20 protein-coding genes are annotated in these 26984 nt (G+C 58.5%); 18 read left to right on the forward strand and 2 right to left on the reverse strand.

Going from position 1 to position 26984, the window contains the following annotated elements:
• Window positions 1-4: 4 nt before the first annotated feature.
• From HZS81_RS13270 to HZS81_RS13340, 15 genes are all read left to right on the forward strand, one after another.
• A complete protein-coding gene (locus tag HZS81_RS13270; RefSeq protein WP_179931052.1) occupies window positions 5-2194 on the forward strand; it encodes a methyl-accepting chemotaxis protein in 2190 nt (729 codons plus the stop codon).
• The gene (locus HZS81_RS13275; RefSeq protein ID WP_179931053.1) at window positions 2191-3060 is read left to right on the forward strand and encodes a CheR family methyltransferase; all 870 of its coding nucleotides are present in this window, start codon (window positions 2191-2193) and stop codon (window positions 3058-3060) included. Before HZS81_RS13270 ends, HZS81_RS13275 begins: the two co-directional genes overlap by 4 nt.
• Before the next feature lie 101 nt (window positions 3061-3161).
• The gene (locus tag HZS81_RS13280) at window positions 3162-4223 is read left to right on the forward strand and encodes a protein-glutamate methylesterase/protein-glutamine glutaminase (RefSeq protein ID WP_179931054.1); all 1062 of its coding nucleotides are present in this window, start codon (window positions 3162-3164) and stop codon (window positions 4221-4223) included.
• Between the two features lie 151 nt (window positions 4224-4374).
• Window positions 4375-4764 carry a chemotaxis response regulator CheY gene (cheY, locus tag HZS81_RS13285; protein ID WP_179931055.1) on the forward strand — a complete coding sequence of 130 codons (390 nt, stop codon included), beginning with the start codon at window positions 4375-4377 and terminating at the stop codon, window positions 4762-4764.
• 45 nt (window positions 4765-4809) lie between these two features.
• Window positions 4810-5505: a protein phosphatase CheZ gene (cheZ, locus tag HZS81_RS13290; protein ID WP_179931056.1), complete on the forward strand. Its 696-nt coding sequence runs from the start codon at window positions 4810-4812 to the stop codon at window positions 5503-5505.
• A gap of 112 nt (window positions 5506-5617) precedes the next feature.
• Window positions 5618-6778, forward strand: coding sequence for a flagellar biosynthesis protein FlhB (flhB, locus tag HZS81_RS13295; protein ID WP_179931057.1), 1161 nt, complete (start codon window positions 5618-5620; stop codon window positions 6776-6778).
• Window positions 6775-8862 (forward strand): flagellar biosynthesis protein FlhA, encoded by a 2088-nt coding sequence (gene flhA, locus HZS81_RS13300; protein ID WP_179931058.1) that lies wholly within the window; start codon window positions 6775-6777, stop codon window positions 8860-8862. Before flhB ends, flhA begins: the two co-directional genes overlap by 4 nt.
• 40 nt (window positions 8863-8902) lie before the next feature.
• Entirely contained in the window at window positions 8903-11158 is a 2256-nt protein-coding gene (gene flhF, locus HZS81_RS13305; RefSeq protein ID WP_179931059.1) for a flagellar biosynthesis GTPase FlhF, read from the forward strand.
• Window positions 11155-11829 (forward strand): hypothetical protein, encoded by a 675-nt coding sequence (locus HZS81_RS13310; RefSeq protein ID WP_179931060.1) that lies wholly within the window; start codon window positions 11155-11157, stop codon window positions 11827-11829. The genes flhF and HZS81_RS13310 overlap by 4 nt, the downstream gene beginning before the upstream one ends.
• A 53-nt stretch (window positions 11830-11882) precedes the next feature.
• Window positions 11883-12299 carry a flagellar protein FlhE gene (locus tag HZS81_RS13315; protein WP_179931061.1) on the forward strand — a complete coding sequence of 139 codons (417 nt, stop codon included), beginning with the start codon at window positions 11883-11885 and terminating at the stop codon, window positions 12297-12299.
• A 24-nt stretch (window positions 12300-12323) separates the two neighbouring features.
• Window positions 12324-13028 (forward strand): RNA polymerase sigma factor FliA, encoded by a 705-nt coding sequence (locus tag HZS81_RS13320; protein WP_179931062.1) that lies wholly within the window; start codon window positions 12324-12326, stop codon window positions 13026-13028.
• A gap of 76 nt (window positions 13029-13104) precedes the next feature.
• Entirely contained in the window at window positions 13105-13905 is an 801-nt protein-coding gene (locus tag HZS81_RS13325) for a motility protein A (RefSeq protein ID WP_179931063.1), read from the forward strand.
• 5 nt (window positions 13906-13910) lie between these two features.
• Entirely contained in the window at window positions 13911-14582 is a 672-nt protein-coding gene (locus HZS81_RS13330; RefSeq protein ID WP_179931064.1) for an OmpA/MotB family protein, read from the forward strand.
• Window positions 14583-14603: 21 nt separating this feature from the next.
• Complete coding sequence (locus HZS81_RS13335; protein WP_338401865.1) at window positions 14604-16676, forward strand: sensor domain-containing diguanylate cyclase; 2073 nt, start codon at window positions 14604-14606, stop codon at window positions 16674-16676.
• 26 nt (window positions 16677-16702) lie between these two features.
• On the forward strand, window positions 16703-19378 hold the full coding sequence (locus HZS81_RS13340; protein ID WP_179931065.1) for a bifunctional diguanylate cyclase/phosphodiesterase: 2676 nt from the start codon (window positions 16703-16705) through the stop codon (window positions 19376-19378).
• On the opposite strand, the gene HZS81_RS13345 is transcribed toward HZS81_RS13340, so the two are convergent.
• Window positions 19333-19917 carry a hypothetical protein gene (locus HZS81_RS13345; protein WP_179931066.1) on the reverse strand — a complete coding sequence of 195 codons (585 nt, stop codon included), beginning with the start codon at window positions 19915-19917 and terminating at the stop codon, window positions 19333-19335. The genes HZS81_RS13340 and HZS81_RS13345 overlap by 46 nt on opposite strands.
• Before the next feature lie 244 nt (window positions 19918-20161).
• Here HZS81_RS13345 and HZS81_RS13350 point away from each other — a divergent pair, with 244 nt between their 5' ends.
• The 3 genes from HZS81_RS13350 to HZS81_RS13360 all read left to right on the forward strand — a co-directional run bounded on the left by HZS81_RS13350 (window position 20162) and on the right by HZS81_RS13360 (window position 24111).
• Window positions 20162-22273: an adenosylcobalamin-dependent ribonucleoside-diphosphate reductase gene (locus HZS81_RS13350; protein WP_179931067.1), complete on the forward strand. Its 2112-nt coding sequence runs from the start codon at window positions 20162-20164 to the stop codon at window positions 22271-22273.
• A gap of 76 nt (window positions 22274-22349) precedes the next feature.
• On the forward strand, window positions 22350-23141 hold the full coding sequence (locus HZS81_RS13355; RefSeq protein WP_179931068.1) for a ribonucleoside-diphosphate reductase: 792 nt from the start codon (window positions 22350-22352) through the stop codon (window positions 23139-23141).
• Between the two features lie 28 nt (window positions 23142-23169).
• Window positions 23170-24111 carry a DUF481 domain-containing protein gene (locus tag HZS81_RS13360; RefSeq protein WP_179931069.1) on the forward strand — a complete coding sequence of 314 codons (942 nt, stop codon included), beginning with the start codon at window positions 23170-23172 and terminating at the stop codon, window positions 24109-24111.
• Between the two features lies 1 nt (window position 24112).
• On the opposite strand, the gene uvrA is transcribed toward HZS81_RS13360, so the two are convergent.
• A complete protein-coding gene (gene uvrA, locus HZS81_RS13365; RefSeq protein ID WP_179931070.1) occupies window positions 24113-26938 on the reverse strand; it encodes an excinuclease ABC subunit UvrA in 2826 nt (941 codons plus the stop codon).
• Window positions 26939-26984: the final 46 nt, after the last annotated feature.

Here is a 26984-nt window from a genome sequence, read left to right on the forward strand (position 1 = left end):
AACCATGCGAAATAACCAACCGGTGACTCAACGCGAAGTTGAGATTAACGATGAAGATTCTCTAGTTACAAGAACGGATTTGAAAGGCTGTCTTACTTACGCTAATCCGACGTTTATTGAGATCAGTGGCTTTACGCAAGATGAGTTGATTGGCGCGCCACATAACATCATTCGCCACCCTGATATGCCGCCGGCAGCGTTTGAAGACATCTGGCGTACCATTAAAAAGGGGGGCACTTGGCGGGGCTTGGTAAAAAACCGCTGCAAAAATGGCGACCACTACTGGGTGGAGGCCAGTGTGTCACCCATTATGGAAGGCGACGACATTATCGGTTACGCCTCTGTCCGGGTTAAGGCGAGCCGCGACGCCATCGACCACGCTGAGCGCGTATATGCCGAGATGCGCGACGGCCGAAATTCACGCGTGTATTTGGACAAAGGACGCATTCGAAAGCGTGGTATCATCGCGCGCTTATCGCGGGTGCGCCTTGACACGATTCGTGCCAAGTTAACCGCCATGATCGTGGTTGCAGGCCTTTTATTGCTCGTTTGCAGCGGGCTAGGGCTATACGGTTTACAGGTAGCAGGTGAACGCTTAGAGCGGGTTAACAACGACGGCCTACTCGATGTGATTCGCTTGCAGCAGATCGACCAAACCATCGCTCAGGCGCGACAAGCGATGATCGAACCGGAGCGGATGGCGCTCATCGAGCAGCGCTTTGATATAGGGGAGTCGATAGAAGCGCAAGCGGCTGAGGTGGCGTCTGCATGGGAGGCGTATTACAGCCGTGAGGTGAATAGCAATGAGCTCTCACGTGAATTTGATCAGCAGCTGCAGACGTTTTTAGCGCAAGGAATGAACCGTGCGGCCAGTGTGCTGCAGTCAGAAGATACCTATGACGCTTTCACCGGGCTTGATGAGGTGATTCGCGTGATGAACCGTGACGGCCAAGCGATTTCGACGCAGGTAAACCAGCTGATTGAGCAAAAACAGCGCGCCGCAGAAGCCATGGCGGCTGACGCAGAAGAAGGGCAAACCTTGATGCTTTCCGCACAGGCCGTGGTGCTGGTAGTGGGCCTGCTGCTACTGGTGCTGATCGGTGTGCTAACCCTGCGCGCGATTACCCGACCGCTGAACAATGCCGCACGTTTTACCCTGCAGATTGCGAGTGGCAACCTGGCGGTGAAGGAGCCGGTACAGCGCCGCGACGAAGTGGGCTATTTGATGGATGCGCTGAATATCATGCGCAAAAGCCTCAGCAGTATTATTGGCGATGTGAAAAGCGGTATCGATGTCGTTACACCTTCGGCGCGGGACATTGCCAGCGGCAATGAAGAGCTGTCAGCCCGCACCGAGCAGCAAGCGGCGGCGTTGCAGCAAACGGCATCAAGCATGGAAGAGATGACCACTACGGTGCGCCAGAATAGCGAAAACGCACAGGAGGCGCGTCGTTTAGCCGAAAATAACAACGCTCAAGTGACCCAAACGAGTGACCTGATGGGGGAGCTTGTCGCGAACATGGAGCGCATTACCCATAGCGCCAAAAAGATGACCGATATCATCGACGTGATCGATTCTATCGCCTTCCAGACCAATATCTTAGCCCTCAATGCATCGGTTGAGGCGGCGCGTGCGGGCGAGCACGGGCGCGGCTTTGCTGTGGTCGCCGACGAAGTGCGAAAGCTCGCTGGGCGCAGTGCCGATGCCTCTGGTGAAATTCGCCAGCTCATAGACGGCTCTAACCGCGATATCAACGCTGGAGCGGGACTGGTGAAAAAAGCCGAAGGGGCGATTGCCGAGGTGATTCAAGCGACCCAAAGTGTGACGCAAATTATGCACGAAATTTCCTCCGCCTCTGAAGAGCAGAGCAGCGGTATTGTGGAAGTTAACCAAGCCGTGGCCGATATGGATCAGAGCACGCAGCAAAATGCGGTGCGCGTGCAGGAAACGGCGCGGGCGGCGGCGGCGCTAGAGCAGCAAGCATCGTTGCTGGCGCTATCGGTGGAAGCCTTTCGTTTAAAATCAGGCGGTTCGTTGCACTCAGCTGCGTTGCAGCATTCTGTTAATGTGAGTTCGAATCCGTCAGGTAGTTTGCCAGGACGCCAAAGCGATGGCGATGAGCGCCGCGAAACTCGGCCGACATTGTCGAATAAACGACAGCCGGCCGCTGTGGATGAGTGGGAGGAGTTTTGACACAGCAACGTGAAGGAACGGACGCCAGCCAGTGGGCGTCGAGTAGCCAAATCGAACGCGATCTGGTGCTGACAGACGCTGACTTTACGCGTATCCGCGAGCAGATATACCTGCGCGCGGGTATCGTATTGGCAGAGCATAAGCGTGAGATGGTCTATAGCCGCTTAGCCAAGCGGCTGCGTCACCATGGCCTTACGCGCTTTAGCGACTACCTTTCGCGTCTTGAGCGCCAGCCGGATGCGAAAGAGTGGGAGGCGTTCACCAACGCGTTGACCACCAACCTCACCGCATTTTTCCGTGAGGCGCATCACTTCCCGCTGTTAGCGGAGCACATTAAGCATAAAACCGGCCCGGTGAATGTTTGGTGCTCGGCAGCGTCAACCGGTGAAGAACCCTACTCAATCGCTATGACGCTCTTGGAGACGCTAGGCCCCAAGGCTAGCCAATCCAAAGTGGTGGCGACTGATATCGATACTGAAGCGCTGCAAAAAGCGCGGGCGGGCGTCTACCCGCTTGAGCAAGTTAACAAGCTTGACGAAGTGCGTGTTAAGCGCTTTTTCCAAAAGGGGGCAGGTCGTCGCCTGGGGTTGGCGCGAATACGCCCGGAAGTCTCGGAGCTCGTTGAGTTTTTGCCGCTGAATTTGTTAGCACCGCAGTGGCCGATTAAAGGACCGTTCGATGTGATTTTTTGTCGCAATATCATGATTTATTTCGATAAAGACACACAGGCAAAAATCCTCAAGCGATTTGCGCCGATGCTAAAACCCGACGGTATCTTGTTTGCCGGGCACTCGGAGAACTTTTCTTACATCAGCAGCGAATTCAAACTACGTGGGCAAACGGTGTATACATTGGCGCCAAAATAACGGGCGTTCAGTTGGTTTATATCTCGCTAACAGCGTAGGGGCGTGTCAACCGATGGTGGTGGCCAGCTCAACTCTCGTATTAACACGAAAGGAGGCGTGCATTGAGCGCATCTAAAATTAAAGTCCTATGCGTCGACGATTCAGCACTCATTCGCGACTTACTGACCGAAATCATCAACACCCAGCCGGATATGGAAGTGGTGGCGGTGGCCCCCGACCCTATCGTAGCGCGGGATCTCATTAAGCAGCATAATCCGGATGTGCTCACACTTGATGTGGAAATGCCGCGCATGGATGGCTTGGATTTCCTCGAGCGTTTGATGCGTTTGCGCCCCATGCCGGTGCTGATGGTCTCTTCGCTGACCCAGGCAGGCTCTGAGATAACCCTACGCGCACTGGAATTAGGTGCAGTGGATTTTGTCGCCAAGCCGAGCTTGGGGATTCGCACGGGCATGATGGAGTATGCCAACGAGATTGCGGAAAAACTGCGCGCTGCCGCCCGTTCGCGCCCCCGCCAGGCGCGACACAAGAACACCCCACCGAAGCAAGAGATAAAGGCTCCGCTAGTCTCGAGCGAGAAGCTGATTATCATTGGTGCTTCCACCGGCGGTACCGAAGCCATTCGTGCGGTATTAGAGCCGCTGCCAGCCAATGCGCCGGCGATTTTGATTACCCAGCACATGCCGGGCGGCTTTACCCGCTCGTTTGCCGAGCGGCTTGATCGTCTGTGCCGCATTACCGTCAAAGAAGCGAGCGACGGCGAGCGCGTCCTGCCGGGCCATGCCTATATTGCCCCCGGGGATCAACACCTGGAACTCGCGCGCAGTGGGGCCAACTATGTTGCGCGTCTTAACGACGGCCCGCCAGTCAATCGTCATCGGCCCTCGGTTGACGTGCTGTTTCACTCAGCTTCGAAGCAAGCCGGGAAAAACGCCGTCGGCGTTATTTTGACCGGCATGGGCAAAGACGGCGCTGCGGGGCTTTTGGAAATGCGCCAAGCCGGCGCTGAGACGATTGCGCAAAACGAAGAGACCTGTGTCGTCTTTGGTATGCCGCGCGAAGCGATTGCGCTCGGTGGGGCTACCGAAGTGGCCTCCTTGGACGACATACCCGGTCGCTTGATGTCGCTGGTGGCTGCATCCGGCCGCGCTCAGCGCGTTTAATGACGGCGTTCGTAATGAGTCAGTACGCCGTGTAACTGATATTATAGACGAGATTTTTGCTGCTTCCGCGCAATACGCTCACACCATCGTCATCGCATGAGCATGGCGATTGGGAAGAATTTTAAAAGCTGATACTGATAGAGGATGACCCATGGCAGATAAGAACATGAGCTTTTTGGTAGTGGATGACTTTCCTACCATGCGCCGCATTGTGCGCAGCCTACTCAAAGAGCTTGGCTTTACCAACGTGGAAGAAGCCGAAGACGGGCAAGACGCGCTCAATAAACTGCGTGCCGGCAGCTTTGAGTTTGTGGTCTCTGACTGGAACATGCCGAACCTTGACGGGCTCGAAATGCTCAAAGAGATCCGCCAGGATGATGCGCTGAAAGAGTTACCGGTGCTGATGGTGACCGCTGAAGCCAAAAAAGAGAATATCATTGCCGCTGCGCAGGCCGGCGCCAATGGCTACGTGGTGAAACCCTTCACCGCCGCGACCCTCGAAGAAAAGCTCAACAAAATCTTCGAGAAAATGGGCAAGTGAGCGGAAGGGCGCTAAAGCGCCTGAATAATGTGAGGAGAAAACACCATGAGTCAGAATGAGCAGGACGGCTCAGACCAGCTGTCTGAGGAGGCCTCCGAAGAGCTGATTCACCGCATTGGCAAACTGACGCGCATGTTGCGTGAGAACATGCGTGAGCTAGGCCTGGATAAAGAGATCGAGAAGGCAGCCGAGGCGATTCCCGATGCGCGTGATCGCTTGCACTACGTTGCGGCGATGACCGAACAGGCAGCCGAGCGCGCACTCAATGCCATTGACCGGGCCCAGCCCATGCAAGATCAGCTCACAGAGCGTGCCGAAGCGCTGGATAAGCGCTGGACCGAGTGGTTCGAAGCGCCGAAAGAGCTTGATGAAGCCAAAGCGTTGGTGAAAGATACGCGCAGCTATTTAAGCGACGTGCCGGACATGACTGCTGCGACCAGTAAAGAGCTTCTAGAAATCATGATGGCCCAGGATTTCCAAGACCTGACCGGCCAAGTGATCAAGAAGATGATGGACGTGATCCGCGAGATCGAACATCAGTTGGTGCAGGTGCTGATCGATAACGTGCCGGAAGCGCGAGCGCGGGAAACCATGCAGCGTAAGGCCGAAGATCAGTGGAAGCATGATAACGCCCGGCGCAATGAGGAACTCCTCAACGGCCCGCAAGTCAATGACGAGGCGCCCGACACCGTCTCCGGCCAAGACCAAGTGGATGACTTACTAGACGAGCTTGGGTTCTAGCGCCAGGCATTTTCTGTGTTTCCTTTGCGTACCTGCAACGTGGTCACGGGCTCAGCCGCCTTTCGGGGCGGCTGAGCCCGTATGCGCTGCCCTCAATGATAGATGACCCGCCATGGCAGATAATGATAGCGACGAGGAAAAGACCGAAGAGGCCACGCCCCGACGCGAGGAAAAGGCGCGCGAAGAAGGTCAGGTGCCGCGCTCGCGCGAGCTCACCACTTTTTTAATGTTGCTCGGCGGTGTTATTGGTCTTTGGAGCATGGGAATGATGCTTTATGACCAGCTGGGCATGGTCATGGAGCAAGCGTTTCTGTTTGAGCGCCGCGAGGCACTGGAAACCATGCCCATGTTAGTCTCGGCGTTGGATTTAGGCGAACGCACGTTGTACGCGATTCTGCCGCTATTTCTATTGCTTACGGTCATTGCCCTGGTCGCACCGGCACTTTTGGGTGGCTGGCTTATCTCTGCTAAGTCGCTGCAGCCTAAAATTTCCAAGCTCAATCCGGTGAAGGGGTTGCAGCGTATTTTTGCCCTACAGGCGCTGATTGAGTTGGCGAAAGCGCTCGCCAAGACGGTGCTGGTCGGCGGTGTAGGCGCGGCGTTTTTATATTTTAATATTGGCAAGTTTTTGGCGCTGATGGACCAGCCGGTACAGCAGGCGCTGGCGAATGCCTTGAACATGGCGGCCCAGGCGGCGGGGCTGATGGTCTTGACGCTGATCGTGGTGATTTTGATCGATGTGCCGTTTCAGCTCTATAGCCATGCGAAAAAATTGCGCATGACCAAAGAAGAAGTCAAACGCGAGCACAAAGAGTCGGAAGGCGATCCTCAGGTTAAAGCGCGCATTCGCCAGCAGCAGCAAGCCATGGCGCGGGGCCGGATGATGAGCCAAGTGCCCGACGCCGATGTTATCATTACCAACCCGAGTCATTATGCCGTCGCGCTGGTTTACCAAGAAGGCTCAATGGGTGCGCCACGCCTGGTCGCGAAAGGGGCGGATGCCGTCGCCGCTAAAATTCGCGAAGTGGGCGAAGACGCTGGCGTGCCGCGTCTAGAAGCGCCGCCGCTGGCACGAGCGCTTTATCACCATGTCGATTTAGACGCAGAAATACCCGCCCAGCTGTATAGCGCTGTGGCAGAAGTCATGGCTTGGGCGTATCGCTTAAAGCATGTAACCGATCAAGGAGGCGAGGTGCCCCCCACCCCCGACAACCTACCGGTGCCGCCGGAACTGGATAGCCGCACAGGTCGCGACAACGAGACACCGTCATGAAAGGGCTGAGTCAACTGCTGAACCAGCGTGATCGTCTTAGCGACGTGCGCATGAAGATGCTCGCCGGGCCGATCTTGATCCTCATGATTCTTGGCATGATGATCCTGCCGCTGCCGCCGTTTGTGCTGGATTTGCTCTTCACTTTCAACATTGCGCTGGCGATCATGGTGCTGCTGGTCAGCATGTTCACACAAAAACCGCTCGATTTTGCCGCGTTCCCAGCCGTACTGCTGTTTACCACGTTATTGCGCCTTTCGTTGAACGTAGCCTCCACCCGTGTGGTGCTGATGAACGGCCATGAAGGGGGCGACGCCGCGGGTAAAGTCATCGAGGCGTTTGGTACCTTCCTTGTTGGCGGTAACTTTGCCGTGGGCCTGGTGGTGTTCCTGATCCTGGTGGTGATCAACTTTATGGTTATCACCAAAGGTGCGGGTCGTATCGCCGAAGTCGGCGCGCGTTTTATGCTTGATGCCATGCCGGGTAAGCAGATGGCGATTGATGCCGATTTGAACGCTGGGCTGATCGGTGAAGAGGATGCCAAAAAACGCCGTGCCGAAGTGTCCCAGGAAGCCGATTTTTACGGCTCCATGGATGGTGCGAGCAAGTTCGTGCGTGGCGATGCCATGGCGGGCTTGGTGATTATGGTGGTTAACATCATCGGCGGACTGCTGATCGGTATGATGCAGCACGATATGAGCTTTGCCGATGCGGGGGAGACTTACACGCTGCTAACCATTGGTGATGGTTTGGTCGCGCAGATTCCGGCGCTGGTCATCTCCACCGCGGCGGGCGTTACCGTCTCGCGCGTGACGACCGACCAAGACGTTGGCCAGCAAATGTTGAGTCAGCTGTTTGTTAACCCGCAGGTGTTGATTCTCTCCGCTGCGGTGATGGGGCTTCTGGGGATGGTTCCCGGCATGCCCAACCTAGTGTTTTTGATTTTCACCGCGCTGCTCGGTGGGTTAGCGTGGTTTTTGATTCGGCAAAAGAACCAGCAGTTGGTGAAAGAGGAAATCTCCGCGGAAGCGCCACCGCCCTCCCAAGAGGCACCCGAAGCCAGCTGGGAAGACGTGCAGTTAGTCGATACGCTGGGCCTGGAAGTGGGCCACCGGTTGATTCCGCTGGTCGATTCGCGCCAAAAAGGCGAGCTTTTGGGGCGGATTAAAAGCGTACGCAAAAAGTTTGCCCAGGAAGTCGGTTTTTTGCCGCCGGTGGTGCATATCCGCGATAATTTGGAACTTTCGCCTAACGCCTATGTGCTGACCATGAAAGGCGCGGAAATCGGCCGCGCCGAGGCGCACCCGGGCAAATGGCTGGCGATTGACCCCGGCCAGGTCTCGGGCGAGTTGCAGGGCACGCCGACGCAAGACCCGGCGTTTGGCCTCCCCGCGATATGGATCGATAGCAATCAGCGCGAGCACGCCCAGGTGTACGGGTATACGGTGGTGGACGCCAGCACTGTGATTGCCACGCATCTTAACCACTTGCTGCACCGCCATTCACCCGAAATGCTGGGGCGTGCCGAGGTGCAGAAGCTTCTCGACAAACTCAGCGACGAGCAGAAATCGCTGGTCGAAGAAGTGGTCCCCAAGGCGATTTCGCTGACGGTGCTGCAGCGTATTTTGCAGAATCTGCTCGACGAGGATGTCTCCATCCGCGATATGCGCACCATTCTCGATACCCTGGCCGAGTACGCGCCGCAGCAGCAAGATGCCAACGAGCTTACCGCGCTGGTGCGCGTGGCCCTTGGTCGCGCGATTACCCAGCAGTGGTTCGCCGGGCAAGACACACTCAACGTGATGGGGCTGGATGCCCAGCTTGAACAAGTGCTACTGCAGGCCATGAACGGCAGCGGAGCGCTGGAACCCGGTCTTGCCGATACGCTGATGACGCAAGCCGAGCAGGCGCTTGAGCGCCATGAAGGCGCGGGAGAGCCGCCGGTACTGGTCGTCCAGCACTCGCTGCGCGCCGTGTTGGCGCGCTTCTTGCGCCGCCGGCTACGCCACTTGGTGGTGATGTCGCAGGCAGAAATTCCCGATGATCGCACCTTGCGTGTGATTACGCTGGTAGGCGGGCGTCAGTAATGGCGCGAGCGCTTTTTATTCCACGGGCAGAGGGTGAAACATGAGCGTAAGACGTTTCGTGGGCGCCAATAGCCGCGATGTAATGCGCCAAGTGCGCGAGTCGCTAGGCGACGACGCACTGATTGTCGCTAATCGCCGCACCGAGGGTGGGGTAGAAATTCTCGCCATGGCGGATTCGGCGGTGGATCACTTCGAGCCCACGCCGGAAGAGCCACCGGCGACGTCGTCTGCTAGTAGCGCGCCCGCGCCTGCTACCCCCGAGCCGTCCGCGAATGTGGCATCGCCCGCGCCTCAGTCGTCGTCTTCCGCCGCACCCACCGCACCCGACCCGCTGCAGGCGATGAGCGAGCGCTTGCTCAAAGAAATGCAGGATATGCGCGCACTGCTCGCCAGCAGCGGTCAGCCGGCGGCCCATGCGCCGCCCAAAGGTTGGGCGCAGCGCCTGCACCAGCTGCTGTTTGAAGTGGGCTTTAGCGTTGAGATTGCCAACGAAGTACTGCCGGGGATGCCGCCGGATTTTGCCGCGTTGCCTGAAGATAGTGAACGACCGCTTACCTGGCTGCGCGAGCAGTTGACCGAACGGCTTTCGGTGCTCAACGCGGAAAACGCCTTTTTTGATGAAACCGGCATCGTGGCGCTGGTGGGGCCCACCGGAGTGGGCAAAACCACCACCACGGCCAAGCTCGCCGCGCGCTTTGTGATGCGCCACGGCACGCGTCCGGTCGCGCTGGTCACCACGGATAGCTTTCGTATCGGCGCCCATGAGCAGCTGCGTATCTACGCCCGCTTGCTGGATATCCCCATGTACGCGCTGGACGCCGAGCAGCCTATCGACTCGCTGTTGGGCCGCCTTCAAGGCAAGCAGTGGGTGATTATCGACACCGTGGGCATGAGCCAGCGCGATCAACGCGTGATTGAGCAAATTGCCCACCTGCAAGGCGGGCGCTCGCGGGTACGTTTGGCCCTGCTGCTTAATGCCGCGAGCCAACCCGAAACCCTAGAAGAAGTGGTGCTGCGCTATCGCCAGGCCGCCCGCGCCGCTGGGGCAGAGCTTGATGACTGCATTATCACCAAGCAGGACGAGGCGGGCCGTTTGGCGCCGGTGCTGGATATTATTATGCGCCACGGCATGCGCGTGCTGTTTGGCTCTCACGGCCAGCAGGTGCCGGAAGACATGAGCGTCGCCGATGCCGATGGGCTCATTGAGCAAGCGCTGAAAACGCGTACGCCGCGCTCCCCGCATGCCGTTGATACGCCGAGCGAATCTTCTCTGGCGCTGCCACGCTGGTCGCGGGATGTACTGGGCCAAGGGAGGCGGCTGTCATCGCTTTTGAGCCGCCTGCGTCATCGCATCGGCGGCTTTGCTCATTTGGAAGCGAGTTGGGATTTGGCCGCACTGCCGGCGACCGTGCAAGATCAGCGTATCAATCAGCTGCTCGCGGATTACCCGCCTGCCGGCGCCACGCTGGGGATGCAGTGGTCACCGCGGCGCAACGAACGCAATTGCGATTGGGCGATGCCCGATATCGGCCTCGACCCGGATGGTGCGTGGCTGGCGCTGGCGTGGTTACAGCACCGTCAACCGGCCGGTTGGCAGCCGCGGCTGGCGGCAGTCACGGCGCAAAGTGGCGTCGCAGTTCATTTGCTGCCGCTGCTGCCCGATGCCGCTACGCGCGAATGGCTCGATACCGAGCGCCTTACCTGGGTTAGCCAAGTGCGCGCCTCGCAGCGAGTGGTTTACCAAGGCGAGCGCACCAACTTGAAGTCACTATTTGCTGAAAGCACGTTAACCCACAGCGTGGATGTGCGCTTTCGCGGTCAGCCGCTGGAGCTGTGGGATGTTTATACCGAAGTGGAGAGCGACGACGGCCAGGCGCTTCTCGCCTGGTACGGGGGAGTTCGCGACCCCGAAAACGCCAAAACCGTGGTGCGCCGCTACTGGCTGACGCCGCAGCACTTAGGCGCCGATGCGCTTTCGCTGTTGGTCACCCAGCTTCAAGGCGAGGGGCTGGCGCCGTTGACTCGCCGCGCCTGGCAGCAGCTCAAGCAGGATGACGGTGGCGAAGTCAGCGCCGAAGTACGTTTGTTGATGGCGAGCGGCTGCGCGTCGGTGGCAAGCCATCTGGATGTGGCCACCGACGAAGCGGCGGCCACGCTACGTAGCGATTTGCTTGGTTTACTCGGCGGTCGGCGGCGGCGGCGCGATACGGCGCTGTTGGACGCACTACTTTATGCGCTGATGGCTCGAGATGCGATTCGCCAGCTGGGGAGCGTTAACCGGGAGGGTGTCGTGTGACAGGCTCGCAAGATCAAGCGTCAGGGCTGCGTAAATGGGCCAACCTGCAGCGTCAACAGCAGTCGGATGCGACTGGTGATGTGGTAGACGACCCACAGTCGCCCGAAGAGGAAGCGGTAGACAGCTCGGTCGAAAATGCCGAGATGCTGGCCGAAACCGAAACCGAAACCGAAACCGAAACCGAAACCGAAACCGAAACCGAGCCGCGCAAGGAAAGCGCGCCGGACGAGCAAGCCCCGACGGCGGCGGCCGCCGCAGAGCCGGAGACGGTAGCACCGCCAAAGCCAAAAACCGTGTTGTTGGTCGTGGGCTTACCCTCGCCAAGCACATTACAGGCCAATCGCGTTAAGGCGCGGTTAGGCCAGTGGTCAGCGCTGGGGCGGCAGTGGGCCGGTGACCCTGATGACTGGGACGTGCGCGTGGTGATGCCCGATGACCCCGCGCTGCACCACTTGGCGCGTGAACATTCGCGCTGGGCGCTTTGGGTGAGCAGCCATGCCGATACCTTCGCCGATACCTACCGCACGCTGCGTCAGCTGCGTAATGCGGGTGGCCCCAGGCGGCTACTGGCGCTGCACGAGCCCCACTTGCCGCGTGCCGGGCTTTTGGATAATTTGCACGCGGCCGCACAGGCTTATTTAGGCGTTGAACTGCTAATTTTGGCCCAATAGGCGCCATTTGGCGTAAGCTTAAGTGATGAGAATAACGCAGCGAGGCAAATGCCATGCAACGACACAATGATAGGCAGCGTTGGGCAAGTGCCTTCGCCTTGTTCGCTGCGCTGTTAACGGGCGCGGCCCAGGCCGCGCCAGGTAGCTGGGTGGCGCAGGTGCCGGGTATGATGGTAGCGATGAGCGACCGCCAAAGCGCCTCGCAACACGCAGCGCCTCCTCCGGATGCTCCTGTTCAGGGCGGGGCGATAAATCGCATTCAGTGGCGTTTCCAACACCCGCCAGGGCAGACGGTCAACGCTTGGCTGTGTCAATCTGAGCGCTGTACAGCGTTAACGGGAATGCGCGGGAGCACTCGGGCTTTTGCTGGTGAACCCGCCTCGGTACCGCTGCATTTTCGTTTTACCTTGCCGGCAGGGAAGCCGCCGGTGCGGGTGCGGGGCATGCAAGTTATCGTCAATTACCAGTGAAGGTAGTCAGCCGCGAGGCAAACGATGTACACAGCACAGGGTAGATTTGAACAGCAAGATCAATTGACCCAATACATGCCATTGGTGCGACGCCAGGCGTTATCGTTGCAGGTGCGGCTGCCGGCAAGTATAGAACTTGATGACTTGATTCAAGCGGGCACGGTCGGGCTTTTAGAAGCACTAAGCCGTTTTGACGCCAGCCAAGGGGCTACCTTTGCCACTTTCGCCAGCCAGCGTATCCGCGGGGCGATGGTCGATGAGTTGCGTACCCGTGACTGGTTGCCGCGCAGCGTGCGTCGCTCCGCGCGGGCGGTGGATGGAGCCGTGCGCGAGTTGGAACAGCGCCTTGGGCGCGCGCCGGAAGAGCACGAGATCGCCGCTGAGATGGAGATACCGCTAGGCGAGTATCAGCAGCTCCTTCACGACACCAATAGCGGCCAGCTGCTGCCGTTTGAGGCGCTGGTGGAAGAGAGTGGCGAGCCCGCCGCCGGGCAAGGGGCGCAGAGTCAGCCGTTTGAGCAGCTGCTTGATAGCCAGCAGCGCGAACGTCTCGTAGCGGCTATCGACATGTTGCCCGAGCGGGAAAAGCTCTTAATGGCGCTCTACTACCAAGAAGAGCTGAATTTAAAAGAGGTCGGTGCGGTGCTCGGCGTGACCGAATCGCGCGTATCGCAGCTGCACAGTCAGGCGGTTAGCCGTCTGCGTGCGAAACTACACGACTCCGCCTAAGCGGAGCCGGTAATAACCCTCGCCGTGCCGAGGGCACGGCAATTTTTGACGTTAAGTGACCGGCAAGGAGCCGTTGATGAACCCTTCAACGCTAATCGGTATGTTTGCCAGCCTTGTGCTGCTGGTGAGCGTACTTTTTTTTACCGCAGAGTCGCCCGAAAGCTTTCTCAATTTGCCGGGGCTGGCGATTGTGATTACCGGCACACTCGCCGCGACGTTTATCAGTTACCCCCTACGCGAAGTGCTGCGCGTGGTGCGTTTGGTGGGGGTGGTGTTCCGGCGTGAGAATACCTACGTGCGCGACGACATTAAAGAGCTCGTGGATATGTCGCGGCTGTGGTTCAAAGGCGACGTTCGCGCGGTCGAAGAGGCGCTGGAATACACCCGCAACCCCTTTTTGCGCTCGGGGATTCAGCTCGTCATTGCCAACACCAAAGAAGACGAGATTTTCGATATGCTGCGCTGGCGGATCGCGCGGCTTAAGGCACGCGAACACGCCGAGGCGCAAATTTTTCGCACCATGGCTACCTACGCGCCTGCGTTTGGGATGATCGGCACCTTGGTGGGGCTGGTGAATATGCTGGAAGTTATGGACGCCGGCGATTTAGAAATTATTGGTCCGCGGATGGCCGTGGCCCTTTTGACCACCTTTTACGGCATTTTGTTATCCAACCTGATCTTTAAGCCCATCGCGGTTAAGCTTGAACGCCGCACGGAAGAGCGCTTGATCACCATGAACATGGTGCTGGAAGGGATCTCGTTGATTACCAAACGCCGGCTGCCCTCGTTTATCGAGGAGACGCTTAACTCGTTTATCGAGAACTATCACGATGAAATTCGCGATCCTAACGTGAAAACGCGTAAGAATAAGGGGTAGCGGCCATGCTGGACCGCGATACGCGTCAAACGTTAGAGCCGGCGCCATCAGGTGAGGGCGACGATGAGAGCTGGCTGACCAGCTACCTTGACGTGTTAACATTGTTGATCACGCTGTTTGTGCTGTTGCTCGCGCTAACGCCCCCCGGAGGCGGCGAAGCAAGCGACAGTGAACGCATGCGTCCGCCGAGTGCGGTACCGTCGATGTCGCTTGCTACCATGGCCACCGGGATACAGCCCCGCCACGAAGGCTTGCAACCGCAGTTTTCCGGCCTGACGATGCCGGGCGTTAAGGTGGAGCAGGGGCGTGAGGGCATCACCTTGCGTATTGATGACAGCCTGTTGTTTTCCAGCGGTGAAGCGCAGCTGACGGCGCAGGGTCGTGGCGTGATTGGCAGCCTGGTCGACGTGTTAGAATCCTTTGATGGGCAAATTTCAATTGAAGGCCACACCGATAGCATTCCTATCTCGACCGTACGTTTCCCTTCTAATTGGGAGCTTTCTGCGGCGCGGGCGATTGCCGTACTGCGCTATTTGAAGGGTGAAGGGATTAACGTTTCTCGTATGCGGGCCGTTGGCTACGCTGACACCCAGCCCATGGAAAGCAACGACACGTCGGAAGGCCGTGCGGCCAATCGGCGCGTTGAGCTACTGTTACGCCAACCGGTGGGTGGGTAAACTGTTTCCGAGGCAACGCTCGTGACGCCATTGTTTGCAAACAAACCGACGGCTAAGAAATCCTCTGCACGCGCTTTAGCCGCCCACATTCAGCCTTTTGGCGCGGTGGCGGCGGTGGATAGCGCGTGTCGCCGCGTGCATTCGGTAAGCGCGAACCTTGGCGCGCTACTCGATATCTCCTTGCCGGAGCCAGATAAGCTGTCTCTTTCGTGCCTTTTAGGTAAGCGGTTGAGCCAGCGTTTGCGCCGTGCCATGCAAGGGCGCGAGAACCTACCGGCACCGCTCACCTTTGTGCGCCAAACGCACGGGCGCAACGAACGCTACCAGATTCATGCACTGCGCAGCGGTTCGCAGGTGTTGGTCGAAATCGAGCCACTGCAGGCGTTGGGTAAATGGCGCTTGCTTGGGGCCGTGAACGAACGATTAATGAAGCTCGCCGATGCCACCCACCAGGAAGAGCTACTCGACAACTTGGTGGGGTCGATCCAAGAATTAACCGGCTATGACCGGGTAGTGGTGTGTCATTTCGATAGCGATTGGCACGGACTTATTCTTGCCGAGGCACTGGGTGGGCGTCTGCCCACGATCTTGGGGCAGCGCTTTCCAGCCAGCGAATTTCCCGTCGCGTTGCGCCATGCCTACGAGCGCAATCCCATCCGCTACATTCAAGATCTTGAGGCGCCTTCCGTGGGTTTTTTACCCAAGTCGGCGGCACCCTCACTGGAAGATAGTCTATTGCGCGCCCCAGCGCCGGATCGCGTGCGCTACTTACAGAATCTTAATGTACACGGCTCGTTAAGCCTTGCCATGCAAGGCGATGCGGGGCTTTGGGGTATGGTCGTTTGCCATGCGGCGACGCCGTACCCCACGCCGCCGCCGGTGCGCGATGCCGTGCGGGCGTTGGTGCAGATGGCCACGCAGCGTCTACTATTGCTGCGTGCGCGGCAAGAGGCGCGCTACTTACAGCGCGTGCAAGATAGCCTGGTACTCTCCAGCACCGACCGTAAGGAGCCGCAAAGCCCAGAACAGCTGTTGAGCGCGCAGGCCGAGATATGGATGGAGCTTTTTCGTGCTCACGGCGTGGCGCTCTGGATTGGCGGCAATAGCTACCTAGCAGGCAATAGCCCGGCGCCTACCGTGATCAACCAGCTCGTTAAACGGCTGACGCGCACCCATGACCATTCTGGCCCCTGGTGCAGCCGTGAGTTGGCGAAAAACCCGCTGACCAGTTCGCTGACGATGGACAAGCAGTGCGGTTTGCTGGCGGTTCCGTTGCCGTTTAGCCCGGATGAGCGCGGCTGGCTGTTGTTTTTTCGTCCCCAGCAGGTTGAAACGCTTTATTGGGCCATGCAGCCTTCGCCCAATCATCCTTCGCCAAACCAGCCGTCTGTGCTGACGTTGCCTTCGCCATCTACCGCCTGGTACGAAGAAGTGGTGGGCAAAAGCGAAGCTTGGCAGCGCGTTGAGCGCTTAGCCGCGGTGGATTTAGGCGAAGACCTGACGCTGGCGATATCGGCGTATGAGATCAGCAAGCTTAATGGTTACTTAGAACAGGAGCGCAAAGCACTGGCAGAGGCCAATCAACGCCTGGAGCAATTGGCGCATTTTGACCCCTTAACGCAGGTGTGGAACCGTTACCGCATCGAGCAGGCCATCGACGCTGAGCTGGTGGCGGCTAAGCGCTATGGGGCACATTTTGGACTGCTACTTTTTGATGTGGACCACTTTAAAGAGATCAATGACACCCATGGCCATGCCTTGGGTGATGACGTATTGGTTGCCTTGGCACGTATGGTAGAAGGGTCGCTACGCGGCTGCGACCACTTAGGCCGCTGGGGCGGAGAGGAATTTATCGTGCTCGCCAAGCATGCGGATCTGGAGGCATTAATCGGCCTGGCAGAGCGCTTACGCGAGCTGGTGACCATGCTCAGCGTTGACGGGCTGAGCAAACCGTTGACGGTGAGCATTGGCGTGGCCGCTTGGCAGCCGGATGATAGCTGCAAAAGTATGGTGGCACGGGCGGATGAGGCAATGTACCGAGCCAAGCACGGGGGGCGCAACCGGGTGGAAGTCGCAGCGAGGGAGGTGTTGTGACGCTACGCTCGTTAATCGGAGACTGGATGTCCCCGCGGCGCGCCACGTGGAGCGCCGGAGTAATGTTTGTGGGCTTGTTGCTATTGGTGATTTGGGAAATGCGCCACTTCTACCACAGTCAACAGCAGCAAGCGCAGATGCACACGGCCGCCAATGCCGAGATGGTCGTGCAGTGGATGGAAAGCGCCCTTGATGCGTCGCGGCACTCACTGCAAGGCGTCGGTGATCTTTACCACCTTTGGCAAGCCCAAGGCTTGGCACAGCAAGATTTGGCGATGCTGCTAAAGCGCCAGCGCGATAGCCTGGATGTGTGGCAAGACGTGGCCGTGCTATCGCCAAAGAGGGAACTTGTGGCTACAACCGCGCCGCTATCCTTGTCCATCGACGAGTCGAGGTTACTTCAAACGCTTGCCTGCAACGATTGCGGGCCAAAAAGTGCGGTATCACCGCTTTACCGTGAGGGAAACAACGGTTCGCCGTATCTGCTTCACGCCCTGCGCATTGAAAATAGTAACGGCGAATTGGATGCTTTGGCTGTCGCCTGGTTATCGCCTGGCTATATCGTTCACGTGGTGAACCAGTTGCCGCTGCGCAGCGGTGATAGCGTGGCGCTTTTAGATACGTCGGCGCGGGTGATGGTCCAGCGTAGCGACGATCAGCGCGAGGCTGAATCGCTACTGGGCAAAGTGGTGAGCACCGAGCAGCTTAACGCCTTTTTGGATTCATCTGTTTTGAGTGACAGTTGGGTGCGTCACTCACCGCTGGATGGGAATCAACGGCTGTTCACCGGGCGCAAGCTGAAAACGGCCCCGTGGCTTGTGATCGTCGGCGAAAACACCACCGTTTACCTGCACGACTGGTGGCGACGCTTTTGGGCGTTGCTGGTCGGCAGCATGCTGCTGTTGGCGCTAGGTGGGCTAACGTTGCGTCATTACCGCCATCTGTATGTCGCTGAGCAGGCCCTGCGAGAGCACCGCAACCGGCTAGCCGAGGAAGTGACCGCGCGCAAAAAAACGCAGCAGGCCAGCGAGCTAAAAGCCGCGCAGCTTAAAATTGCGGCCATGGCGTTTGAAACACATCTGGGCATGTTTATCGCCGATGCGAATAACCGTATCGTGCAGGTCAATCGCACTTTTAGCGAGATCACTGGCTACAGCGAAGACGAGGTGCTCGGGCAGACGCCAGCGCTGTTGAATTCGGGTCGCCACGATGCCGACTTCTATCGCGTGATGTGGCGGCAACTGAACGAGCACGACCGCTGGCAAGGTGAGGTGTGGAACCAGCGCAAAAGCGGTGATATCTATCCCCAGTGGCTCACCATTAGCGTGGTGCGTAACGATGCCGGTGAGGTGACCCACTATGTGGCAACGCTTAGCGATATCACCCAGCGCAAAGCAGCTGAGGAGGAAATTCACCAACTGGCGTTTTTTGATTCGCTTACCGGGCTGCCCAATCGGCGTCTGTTGATCGACCGGCTAGAGGCCGCGCTTAAGGACACCCAGCGCGAAGGCCACTACAGCGCTGTGATGTTTACTGACCTGGATAACTTCAAAACCATCAATGACAGCCTTGGTCACTATTTGGGCGATGCACTGTTAAACGCCGTGGCCGAGCGGTTATCTGGCATCGTGCGCGATAACGATACCGTGGCGCGCTTAGGCGGCGATGAATTTGTGGTAATGCTGCACAAGCTTGGCGTTAATCATCAAGCGGCGACGCACAGCGCCGAAGCCGTGGCGCAAAAGTTGCTAAAAACGCTGCTGGAGCCAATTGATGTGGACGGGCACGTGCTGCAAATCAGCGGGAGTATCGGCATTACCCTGTTTCATAGTGACGGTGAGGGCGTCAGCGCGATTCTCCAGCAGGCCGACCTTGCTATGTATCAAGCCAAGGCCGCTGGGCGAAATGCCCTGCGCTTTTTTGACCCGACGATGCAGGCGGCGGTGATCGACCGCGCTCAGCTTGAAGCCGATTTACGCCATGTTATTGAGCGCCAAGAGCTGACGCTTTTTTACCAAACCCAAGTGAATGCACACGGGGACGTCGTTGGCGTTGAGGCCTTGGTGCGCTGGGAGCACCCTAGCCGCGGCGTGGTCTCGCCGGGAGTGTTTATCCCCTTGGCAGAAGAGAGCCACTTGATTGGGCCGGTGGGGGGGTGGGTGATGGAAACGGCCTGCAAGCAGCTAGCGCAGTGGGCGCGAGACCCGTCAACCGAGCCCTTAAGCATCGCCGTGAACGTCAGCCCCAACCAGTTTCGCCAGGTGGGGTTTGTCGAGCAGGTCGAAACGGTGTTGGCGCGTACCGGGGCGAATCCGCAGCGGCTTAAGCTTGAAGTCACCGAAAGCCTGTTAATGGAAGATTTAGCAGCGGTGTGCGAGCGCATGGAGCAGTTGCGCGAACTCGGTGTGCGCTTCTCACTGGATGATTTCGGCACTGGTTATTCGTCGCTTGCCTACCTGAAACGGCTGCCGCTGGATCAGCTTAAAATCGATCAATCCTTCGTGCGCGATGTGCTTGAGGACCCAGCAGATGCGGCCATTGTGCGCACCGTGATTGCGCTCGCCCACAGCTTAGAGCTTGAGGTGATCGCCGAGGGCGTTGAAACGGGGGCGCACCGCGACTGGCTCTACGCCGAGGGCTGCATGGCGTACCAAGGCTACTGGTTCTCGCGCCCAGGGCCTGTGGAAACGCTTTCGCTATAACACGCGGTTTGCATCCGCGTGAGGGCGGCGTCGGCGCCGTCTAGGCTGAATGTCATGTGCCACGGCTCGCGTTCGCCCTGTTCAAAGGCGATAAAAAGCTGCTCGCCCTCGCGCATTTCCGCCAATACGCTGTCCAGCGCGTTGATATAAAAGTGCGCATAGAAACCGTCATCGCCGCGCTGGGTAATAAACTCCGCGACCGCTTGGCGAATCTCCCCGTCATCTACGCGTATCAGCGCCGGCACCACGTTTAGCGTATCGTTTTTTCCTTGGTGCTTCTCCAGCGTGACGCGCATCTCCAGCCAAGGTAAATCGCACACATTGTGTGTGGCGTTGACGCTCAGGGTAGCATCACGATAGCTGTGATCTTCCACGGCGCGAAAATGACGCTCATCGCCGAGAGCGAGCGTCATTGATTGCCAGTGAGCGTGGCGCTCGGCATCGCTGACATTAAAGGAAGTGGCGAAGGCGACGGCCGGCAGCAAACAGATACCGAGCAACGTGCGACGTAACACAAGGAATAATACGCTAACAGGCATACGGGTCTCTTTATCCAAATGGTGCAGTTGATGAAAATGGCGCAAAAAGCAGCCTATAACGGTCGGCGCCTGGAAAAAAAGCTAACGCGCTGATTTTCCTATATCTAGTAGAAAATTTACAAAAAGCTAGCCTATATGGTGGCTGTCAAGTCTATACTTCACCACTGTGCGCCGTATAATGCGCTTCGTTTTCTGCTCTGCTGTTTTCAGTCGCCACGTTCCCGTCGGGAAGGAGTTAAGCCCCATGAGCACTGCTGCCAACGCCGTCAAAACCTCCAACGATGTACCGCTACAAGCGCCGTCGCGGGAAATTTGGGACGCCAAATATCGCCTGAAAGACCGCCATAGTCAGCCGGTCGATCAGGATGTCGGCGCTACCTTCGAGCGCGTCGCCCGTGCGCTGGCAGCGGTAGAAAAGGATAAGGCGGACGAGTGGTTGCCCAAGTTCCGCTGGGCGCTGGAAAACGGCGCCATTCCGGCGGGTCGGATTCTTTCCAACGCCGGCGCGGAAGCTTACAAACCCGCCGTGAGCCTGATCAACTGCACCGTGTCGCGCACCATTCGCGATTCCATGCGCGATATTCTCGACTCCGTGGTTGATGCGGGCATGACGCTGAAATCCGGCGCGGGCATCGGCTATGATTTTTCGACGCTGCGCCACAAAGGCGCGTTCGTGTTTGGCGCTGGCGCCGGCACTAACGGCCCGCTGGCGTTTATGGATATCTACGACAAGATGTGCTTTACCGTCGCCTCAGCGGGCGGGCGACGCGGTGCGCAGATGGGCACGTTCGACGTCGGCCATCCCGATGTGCGCGAGTTTATCCAAGCCAAGCGCGAAGCCGGGCGTTTGCGCCAGTTCAACCTAAGCTTGTTGATCACCGACGAGTTCATGGAAGCGGTGAAGCAAAACGCCGATTGGCCGCTGGCCTTCCCGCTGCACCCGGGTGAAAAAGAGGACGTGAAGCCTGAGGATTTGATCTACCGCGACTGGCCGGTGATCGAAGAGGGTTACACGGTGGATGACGAAGGCCGTGTCGCCTGCCGCGTTGTTGAGGTGATCAAAGCCCGCGAGCTATGGGATACCATCATGGCGTCCACCTACGACTACGCCGAGCCGGGCTTTATTCTGATCGACCAGGTCAATCGCATGAACAACAACTGGTTCTGCGAAGATATCCGCGCGACCAACCCGTGCGGCGAGCAGCCGCTGCCACCAGAAGGCGCGTGCCTGTTGGGGTCAATCAACCTCACCCAGTTTGTCATCGATCCCTTTAGCGATAAGCCGCGCTTTGACTGGGAGCGCTACCGCAAGGTAGTGGCCATCTTCACCCGCATGCTGGATAACGTGGTCGAAATTGCTGGCTTGCCGCTGCCCCAGCAGCAGCGCGAAATCGAGAACAAGCGCCGCCACGGCATGGGCTTTTTGGGCCTGGGCTCCACGCTGACCATGCTCAAAATCCCTTACGGCTCCAAAGCATCGCTCGCCTTCACCGAGGAAGTCAGCCGTCATCAAGCCATTGAGGGCTGGAGGCAAGCGCTGGAACTTTCTCAAGAGAAAGGCATGGCGCCGGTGCTGAGTGAGGAGCACACCATCACGCCGAAAATGATGCGCGAGCGCCCGCAGCTAAAAAAAGACGGCTACGAAATCGGCGACAAAGTACCGGGGCGCATTCTGCATGCCCGCTACAGCGAGTACATGGCCAAAGTCGCCGAGCACGAGCCGGAGCTGGTGGCTGCCCTTGCCGAGCACGGCGCGCGCTTTACCCACCACAGCTCGATTGCGCCAACCGGCACGATCTCGCTTTCTATGGGCAATAACGCCTCTAACGGTATTGAGCCGTCGTTCTCGCACCGCTACTTCCGCAACATTATTCAGTCGGGCAAGAAGACCAAAGAACAGGTAGAAGTGGTCTCCTTTGAGCTTGCGGCGTACCGTCACTTTATCGTTGCCGACGCGGTGGATAGCGACCTGCCGGACTACTTCATTACCGCCGATGCGGTCACGCCCGAGCAGCACGTCGCCGTGCAGGCCGCCGCGCAGCAGTGGGTCGATTCGGCGATCTCCAAAACGGTCAACGTGCCGACCGATTTCCCCTTTGAGCAGTTCCAAGACCTCTATCTGCAGGCGTACGAAAGCCGCTTGAAAGGCTGCACGACTTTCCGCTTTAACCCGGAAGCCTTCCAGGGCGTGTTGGTGCGCGAGGACGATCTTAAAAACACCACCTACGTGTTTGAGCTGGAAAACGGCGAAACCGTTGAGCTTAACGGTGACGAAAAGGTGGTTTACGATGGCGAAGAACATAACGCCGCCAACCTGTTTGATGCGTTAAAAGAGGGCACTTACGGCAAATGGTGATGGCGAATTTCCCGTAAACGCATCACCCCTTTTTGCTCAGTGCAAGAAAACAGTGAACAAGGCTGTGGAGAAGACAATGGCTGTTGAAATTACCTCGAAGATCGTCGGTTACCGCATCAAGCAGGATGAGCCCGCCACCCCCGAGCCGGTGCTGCAGGATGAGAACCCGCTCACGGTGCGCATCCCCTCGCGCCCGGAAGGCACGCTGGAAGCCGTCTCGGAGAAGATCTCTTACGTTGGCGCGGAAGGCCGTAAGAAAGTCTACTTGCTGGTCTCGTTTATGCCCGTTGAAGGCGTGGTAGGCGGCAAGCGCGTGGTGATTGAGCGCCCGGTGGAGTTTTTCTTCCCTTCCGGGCAGCTTTCAAGCGAACACCAGTGGATCACCGCCACCATGCGCAGCCTATCGCTGGCCGCTCGCGGCGGTTACGTCACCCAAGCGGTGGCCGATTTGCGCAAAGTTGCGTGGGATAAGGGGCTGGTGCGCTGCGGCTGGAACCGCTGGGGCAAACCGATGTTCCACGATTCGGAAGTGGCGGCGATTGCCTGGTCGATCCAGCAGATTCTTTATCGCCGCGGTTTCCTTGATCAGGATGGCAACCAGGTACCGGTAGAATCACTCGTCGAGCGCTATCAGCACCGCATGCAGCACGGCCATGCCTGGCAGCCGCCGGTCGAAGAAGAAGAGAGCGTGCCTAACGGCGCGGTCGAGCCGATTGGCTCAAGCTCAGAGGCGGAAAACACGCCAAAAAAGCCTAAAGGCAGTGGCCCGGCCACGGTCGGCCACTGCCCCGAATGTCGCGGCGAGCTGATCATGATGGACGGTTGCCCCACCTGCTACGCCGGTTGCGGTTGGTCCAAATGCGGATAGCGGATCGATAGTGCCGATGGGAGAGGTAGTGACTCGCGGTTTCATTTCCCCTCGCCAGCGCGAGGGGAAATTGTTTTTAGCGCTCTGCGGGCTTTTGGCGCCGCTGCCCTTGGCTGCCGATACGCTATGGCTGGAAAACGGTGATCGTATTACCGGTACGGTGCTTCGTTACACGGTGAATGAGTGGCAGCTAGATTCAGACGCTGCCGGAATTTTGTTCATTGATGCCGAGCACGTCGCGCGGGTGGAGTGGAGTGGGGCCGAAGTGCCGGTTAGCGATTTTCTGTCAGAGGCGCGCGCGAGTAATCGCCCCGAGGATCGCCCGTTCTCCTCCCGCGGCAACCTTGATGTGGCGGTCGAGTACGAAAACAGCACCGTGGATACCCACGAAGTCGATATCGACTTGCGCCAACATGTGGCCCAGGGTGTTTGGCGCCATACATGGCGGGGCAGTTATTATCGTGAATACCGCGACAATGAGCGGCGCGATAACGATTGGGAGCTGGCTTACTCGCCGGAGCGCTTTGTGTCCCGTCAACGCTTTTGGCAGGGCCGAGTGAGCGCAAAGCGCGATTGGGAGGAAGATATCTCCCGGCGGCTCGCCCTAGGGGTGGGGCCGGGGTATCAGTTCTGGGATACTGAGCAGAGCGCGTTTTCGCTCTCGGCACTACTCAGCCGCAACCGCTTTACCTACGCAAGCCAGCCTGAGGAGCGCTTTTACTCCTGGGCGCTGCAGTGGCAGTTTAATCGCCACTTCTGGCAGGAGCTTTTCGAGCTTTACGCCAGCGGCCGCACCGGTCGCGCGTTCTCCGGCGCTACCGGCTTTCAGTTCAACGCCGAAACCGGCGTGCGATACCCGCTCACCGAGTGGATGTCGCTCAACATGGCGGTGGAGGCCGATTGGGTCGAAAACAGCGCCGAAGATCTGCGCGATACCCTCTACCATGTCGGCATGGGGGTGAACTGGTAACTCAGCGCGCCAGCAGCGGTTTAAGAAAACGCCCGGTGTGGGACGCGTCCATCTTCGCGACCTGTTCGGGCGTGCCTTCGGCGATGATCTCGCCGCCGCCGGAGCCGCCTTCTGGTCCTAAGTCGATAATCCAGTCGGCGGTTTTTATCACGTCCAGGTTATGCTCAATCACTAATACCGTGTTGCCGTGGTCGCGCAGGCGGTGCAGCACCACCAACAGTTGGCGAATATCCTCAAAGTGCAGCCCTGTGGTGGGCTCATCCAAGATATACAGCGTTTTGCCGGTATCGCGCTTGGCCAGCTCGCGCGCGAGTTTTACCCGCTGCGCCTCGCCGCCGGAGAGCGTGGTCGCACTCTGGCCCAGGTGGATATAGGAGAGCCCCACGTCGAGCAGTGTTTGCAGGCGCCGAGCGATGGCGGGCACCGGGCTGAAGAATGCCAGCGCGTCTTCCACGGTCATTTCCAGCACTTCGTGGATGGTCTTGCCTTTGTATTTGATGTCTAAGGTTTCGCGGTTGTAGCGCTTGCCTTTGCACACATCGCAAGGCACATAGATATCCGGTAGGAAGTGCATCTCGACCTTGATCATGCCCTCGCCCTGGCACGCCTCGCAGCGCCCGCCTTTGACGTTAAAACTAAAGCGGCCGGGCTTATAGCCCCGCGAACGCGCTTCCTGGGTGCCGGCAAACAGCTCGCGGATGGGGGTAAAAATACCGGTGTAAGTGGCCGGGTTAGAGCGCGGTGTGCGGCCAATCGGGCTTTGATCGATATCAATGATTTTATCGAGCTGATCAAGTCCGTCGATTTTTTGGTAGGGCGCCGCTGTTAGCGTGGTCGCGCGGTTAAGCTCCCGAGCGGCAATCGGCATTAGCGTGCCGTTGATCAGCGTCGACTTGCCCGAGCCGGACACGCCGGTGACGCAGACAAAACAGCCTAGCGGCAGGTTGAGTGTCACGTTTTGCAGGTTGTTGCCCGTGGCGCCGCTGAGCACCAATTGCTTTTCCGGGTTGCCGGGAATGCGATAAGGCGGCACGGCGATTTCTCGGATGCCGGATAAGTATTGGCCGGTGAGCGAGTCTGGGTTATCCATCACATCTTGCGGCGTGCCTTGGGCGACGATCTCACCGCCGTGAACGCCCGCGCCGGGGCCGATATCCAAGACGTGGTCTGCGGCGCGAATGGCCTCTTCGTCGTGCTCGACGACGATCACGGTGTTACCCAAATCGCGCAGGCGCTCCAGGGTTTTCAGCAGCCGGTCGTTGTCGCGCTGGTGCAGGCCGATGGAGGGCTCGTCGAGAATGTACATGACGCCGACAAGACCGGCACCGATCTGGCTTGCCAGGCGAATGCGCTGAGCTTCACCGCCGGAGAGCGTATCGGCGCTGCGCTCCAGGTTAAGGTAATCCAGCCCCACGTTGACCAGAAATTCTAGCCGGGCGTGGATCTCGGTGACGATCTTGTCGGCGATTTCACCCTTGCGCCCGGGGAGCGAAAGCGCGGCAAAATAGCGCTGGGCGTCGCCAATCGGGAAGCGGACGATATCGGCGATGTTGTGATCATCGACGTAAACGTGGCGCGATTCCTTGCGCAGCCGCGAGCCTTGGCAGGTAGCGCAGGACTGCACGGCGATGTACTTGGCCAAGTCGTCGCGCACCATGTTCGATTCGGTTTCGCGGTAGCGGCGCTGTAGGTTAGGCAGCACGCCCTCAAACGGGTGCTCGCGGGTCACCTTGCGCCCGCGATCGCTGACGTAGCTAAACGGGATGTCTTCATCGCCGCTGCCGTGCAGGATGATGTCTTTCTCGTGGCGGGCTAAATCCTGCCATGGGGTTTCCAGTGCAAACCGATAGTGCTTGGCGAGCGCCTGTAGCTGGGTAAAGTAATAGACGTTGCGCCGATCCCAGCCCTTTATCACGCCTTCGGCGAGCGACAGTTCCGGGTGGCTGATCAGCTTATCCGGGTCGAAGTACTGCTGTACGCCGAGGCCCTCGCAGGTGGGGCAGGCGCCCGCCGGGTTGTTGAACGAGAACATGCGCGGCTCAAGCTCTGCCAGCGAGTAGCCGCACACCGGGCAGGCGAAACGCGAGGAAAAAGCGATATCTTCGTGCTCGCCGTCCATAAAGTGGATCATCGCCGTGCCATCGGCGAGGTTCAACGCGGTCTCAAACGACTCCGCCAGGCGTTGGGCAATGTCGTCGCGCACCTTGAAGCGGTCGACCACTACGCTGATATCGTGCTTTTTGCGTTTATCCAGCGGGGCGATGTCGTCAAGCTCCAGCACTTGGCCGTCGATCAGCACACGCACAAAGCCTTGGGCGCGCAGCTCGGCGAGAAGCTGCAAGTGCTCACCTTTGCGGCCTTTGATCACCGGGGCGAGCAGCATCAGCTTTGTGCCCTCAACCAGGTTCATTACCTGGTCGACCATTTGCGAGATGGTTTGCGCTTCCAAGTCTTCGCCGTGCTCTGGGCAGCGCGGCGTACCCGCCCGCGCGAACAGCAGGCGCAGGTAGTCGTAAATCTCGGTGATGGTGCCGACCGTGGAGCGCGGGTTGTGTGAGGTGGATTTCTGCTCAATGGAAATCGCTGGCGAGAGCCCTTCGATGTGGTCGACATCGGGTTTTTCCATCATCGACAGAAACTGCCGCGCGTAGGTGGAAAGCGATTCCACGTAGCGGCGCTGGCCTTCGGCGTAGAGGGTATCAAACGCCAACGACGATTTACCCGAGCCAGAGAGCCCGGTGATCACAATCAGCTTATCGCGGGGAAGCTTGACATCGATCTGCTTGAGGTTATGGGTGCGGGCACCCCTGACCAGAATGCTGTCCATTAACACCTCGTGTCGCGCGGCAAAAGATCAATTATACGTTTCTTAT

It is taken from the genome of Vreelandella salicampi (genome assembly GCF_013415105.1).
Classification (GTDB): Bacteria; Pseudomonadota; Gammaproteobacteria; order Pseudomonadales; family Halomonadaceae; genus Vreelandella; species Vreelandella salicampi.

Excerpts from the sequence above, each read along its gene's own strand:
- HZS81_RS13340 (WP_179931065.1), top strand. The coding sequence starts at position 16,703 with ATGTCCCCGCGGCGCGCCACGTGGAGCGCCGGAGTAATGTTTGTGGGC.
- flhF (WP_179931059.1), top strand. The coding sequence starts at position 8,903 with ATGAGCGTAAGACGTTTCGTGGGCGCCAATAGCCGCGATGTAATGCGC.
- HZS81_RS13325 (WP_179931063.1), top strand. The coding sequence starts at position 13,105 with ATGAACCCTTCAACGCTAATCGGTATGTTTGCCAGCCTTGTGCTGCTG.
- cheY (WP_179931055.1), top strand. The coding sequence starts at position 4,375 with ATGGCAGATAAGAACATGAGCTTTTTGGTAGTGGATGACTTTCCTACC.
- cheZ (WP_179931056.1), top strand. The coding sequence starts at position 4,810 with ATGAGTCAGAATGAGCAGGACGGCTCAGACCAGCTGTCTGAGGAGGCC.
- flhB (WP_179931057.1), top strand. The coding sequence starts at position 5,618 with ATGGCAGATAATGATAGCGACGAGGAAAAGACCGAAGAGGCCACGCCC.
- HZS81_RS13350 (WP_179931067.1), top strand. The coding sequence starts at position 20,162 with ATGAGCACTGCTGCCAACGCCGTCAAAACCTCCAACGATGTACCGCTA.
- uvrA (WP_179931070.1), bottom strand. The coding sequence starts at position 26,938 with ATGGACAGCATTCTGGTCAGGGGTGCCCGCACCCATAACCTCAAGCAG.
- HZS81_RS13345 (WP_179931066.1), bottom strand. The coding sequence starts at position 19,917 with ATGCCTGTTAGCGTATTATTCCTTGTGTTACGTCGCACGTTGCTCGGT.
- HZS81_RS13330 (WP_179931064.1), top strand. The coding sequence starts at position 13,911 with ATGCTGGACCGCGATACGCGTCAAACGTTAGAGCCGGCGCCATCAGGT.
- HZS81_RS13355 (WP_179931068.1), top strand. The coding sequence starts at position 22,350 with ATGGCTGTTGAAATTACCTCGAAGATCGTCGGTTACCGCATCAAGCAG.
- HZS81_RS13320 (WP_179931062.1), top strand. The coding sequence starts at position 12,324 with ATGTACACAGCACAGGGTAGATTTGAACAGCAAGATCAATTGACCCAA.
- HZS81_RS13270 (WP_179931052.1), top strand. The coding sequence starts at position 5 with ATGCGAAATAACCAACCGGTGACTCAACGCGAAGTTGAGATTAACGAT.
- flhA (WP_179931058.1), top strand. The coding sequence starts at position 6,775 with ATGAAAGGGCTGAGTCAACTGCTGAACCAGCGTGATCGTCTTAGCGAC.
- HZS81_RS13315 (WP_179931061.1), top strand. The coding sequence starts at position 11,883 with ATGCAACGACACAATGATAGGCAGCGTTGGGCAAGTGCCTTCGCCTTG.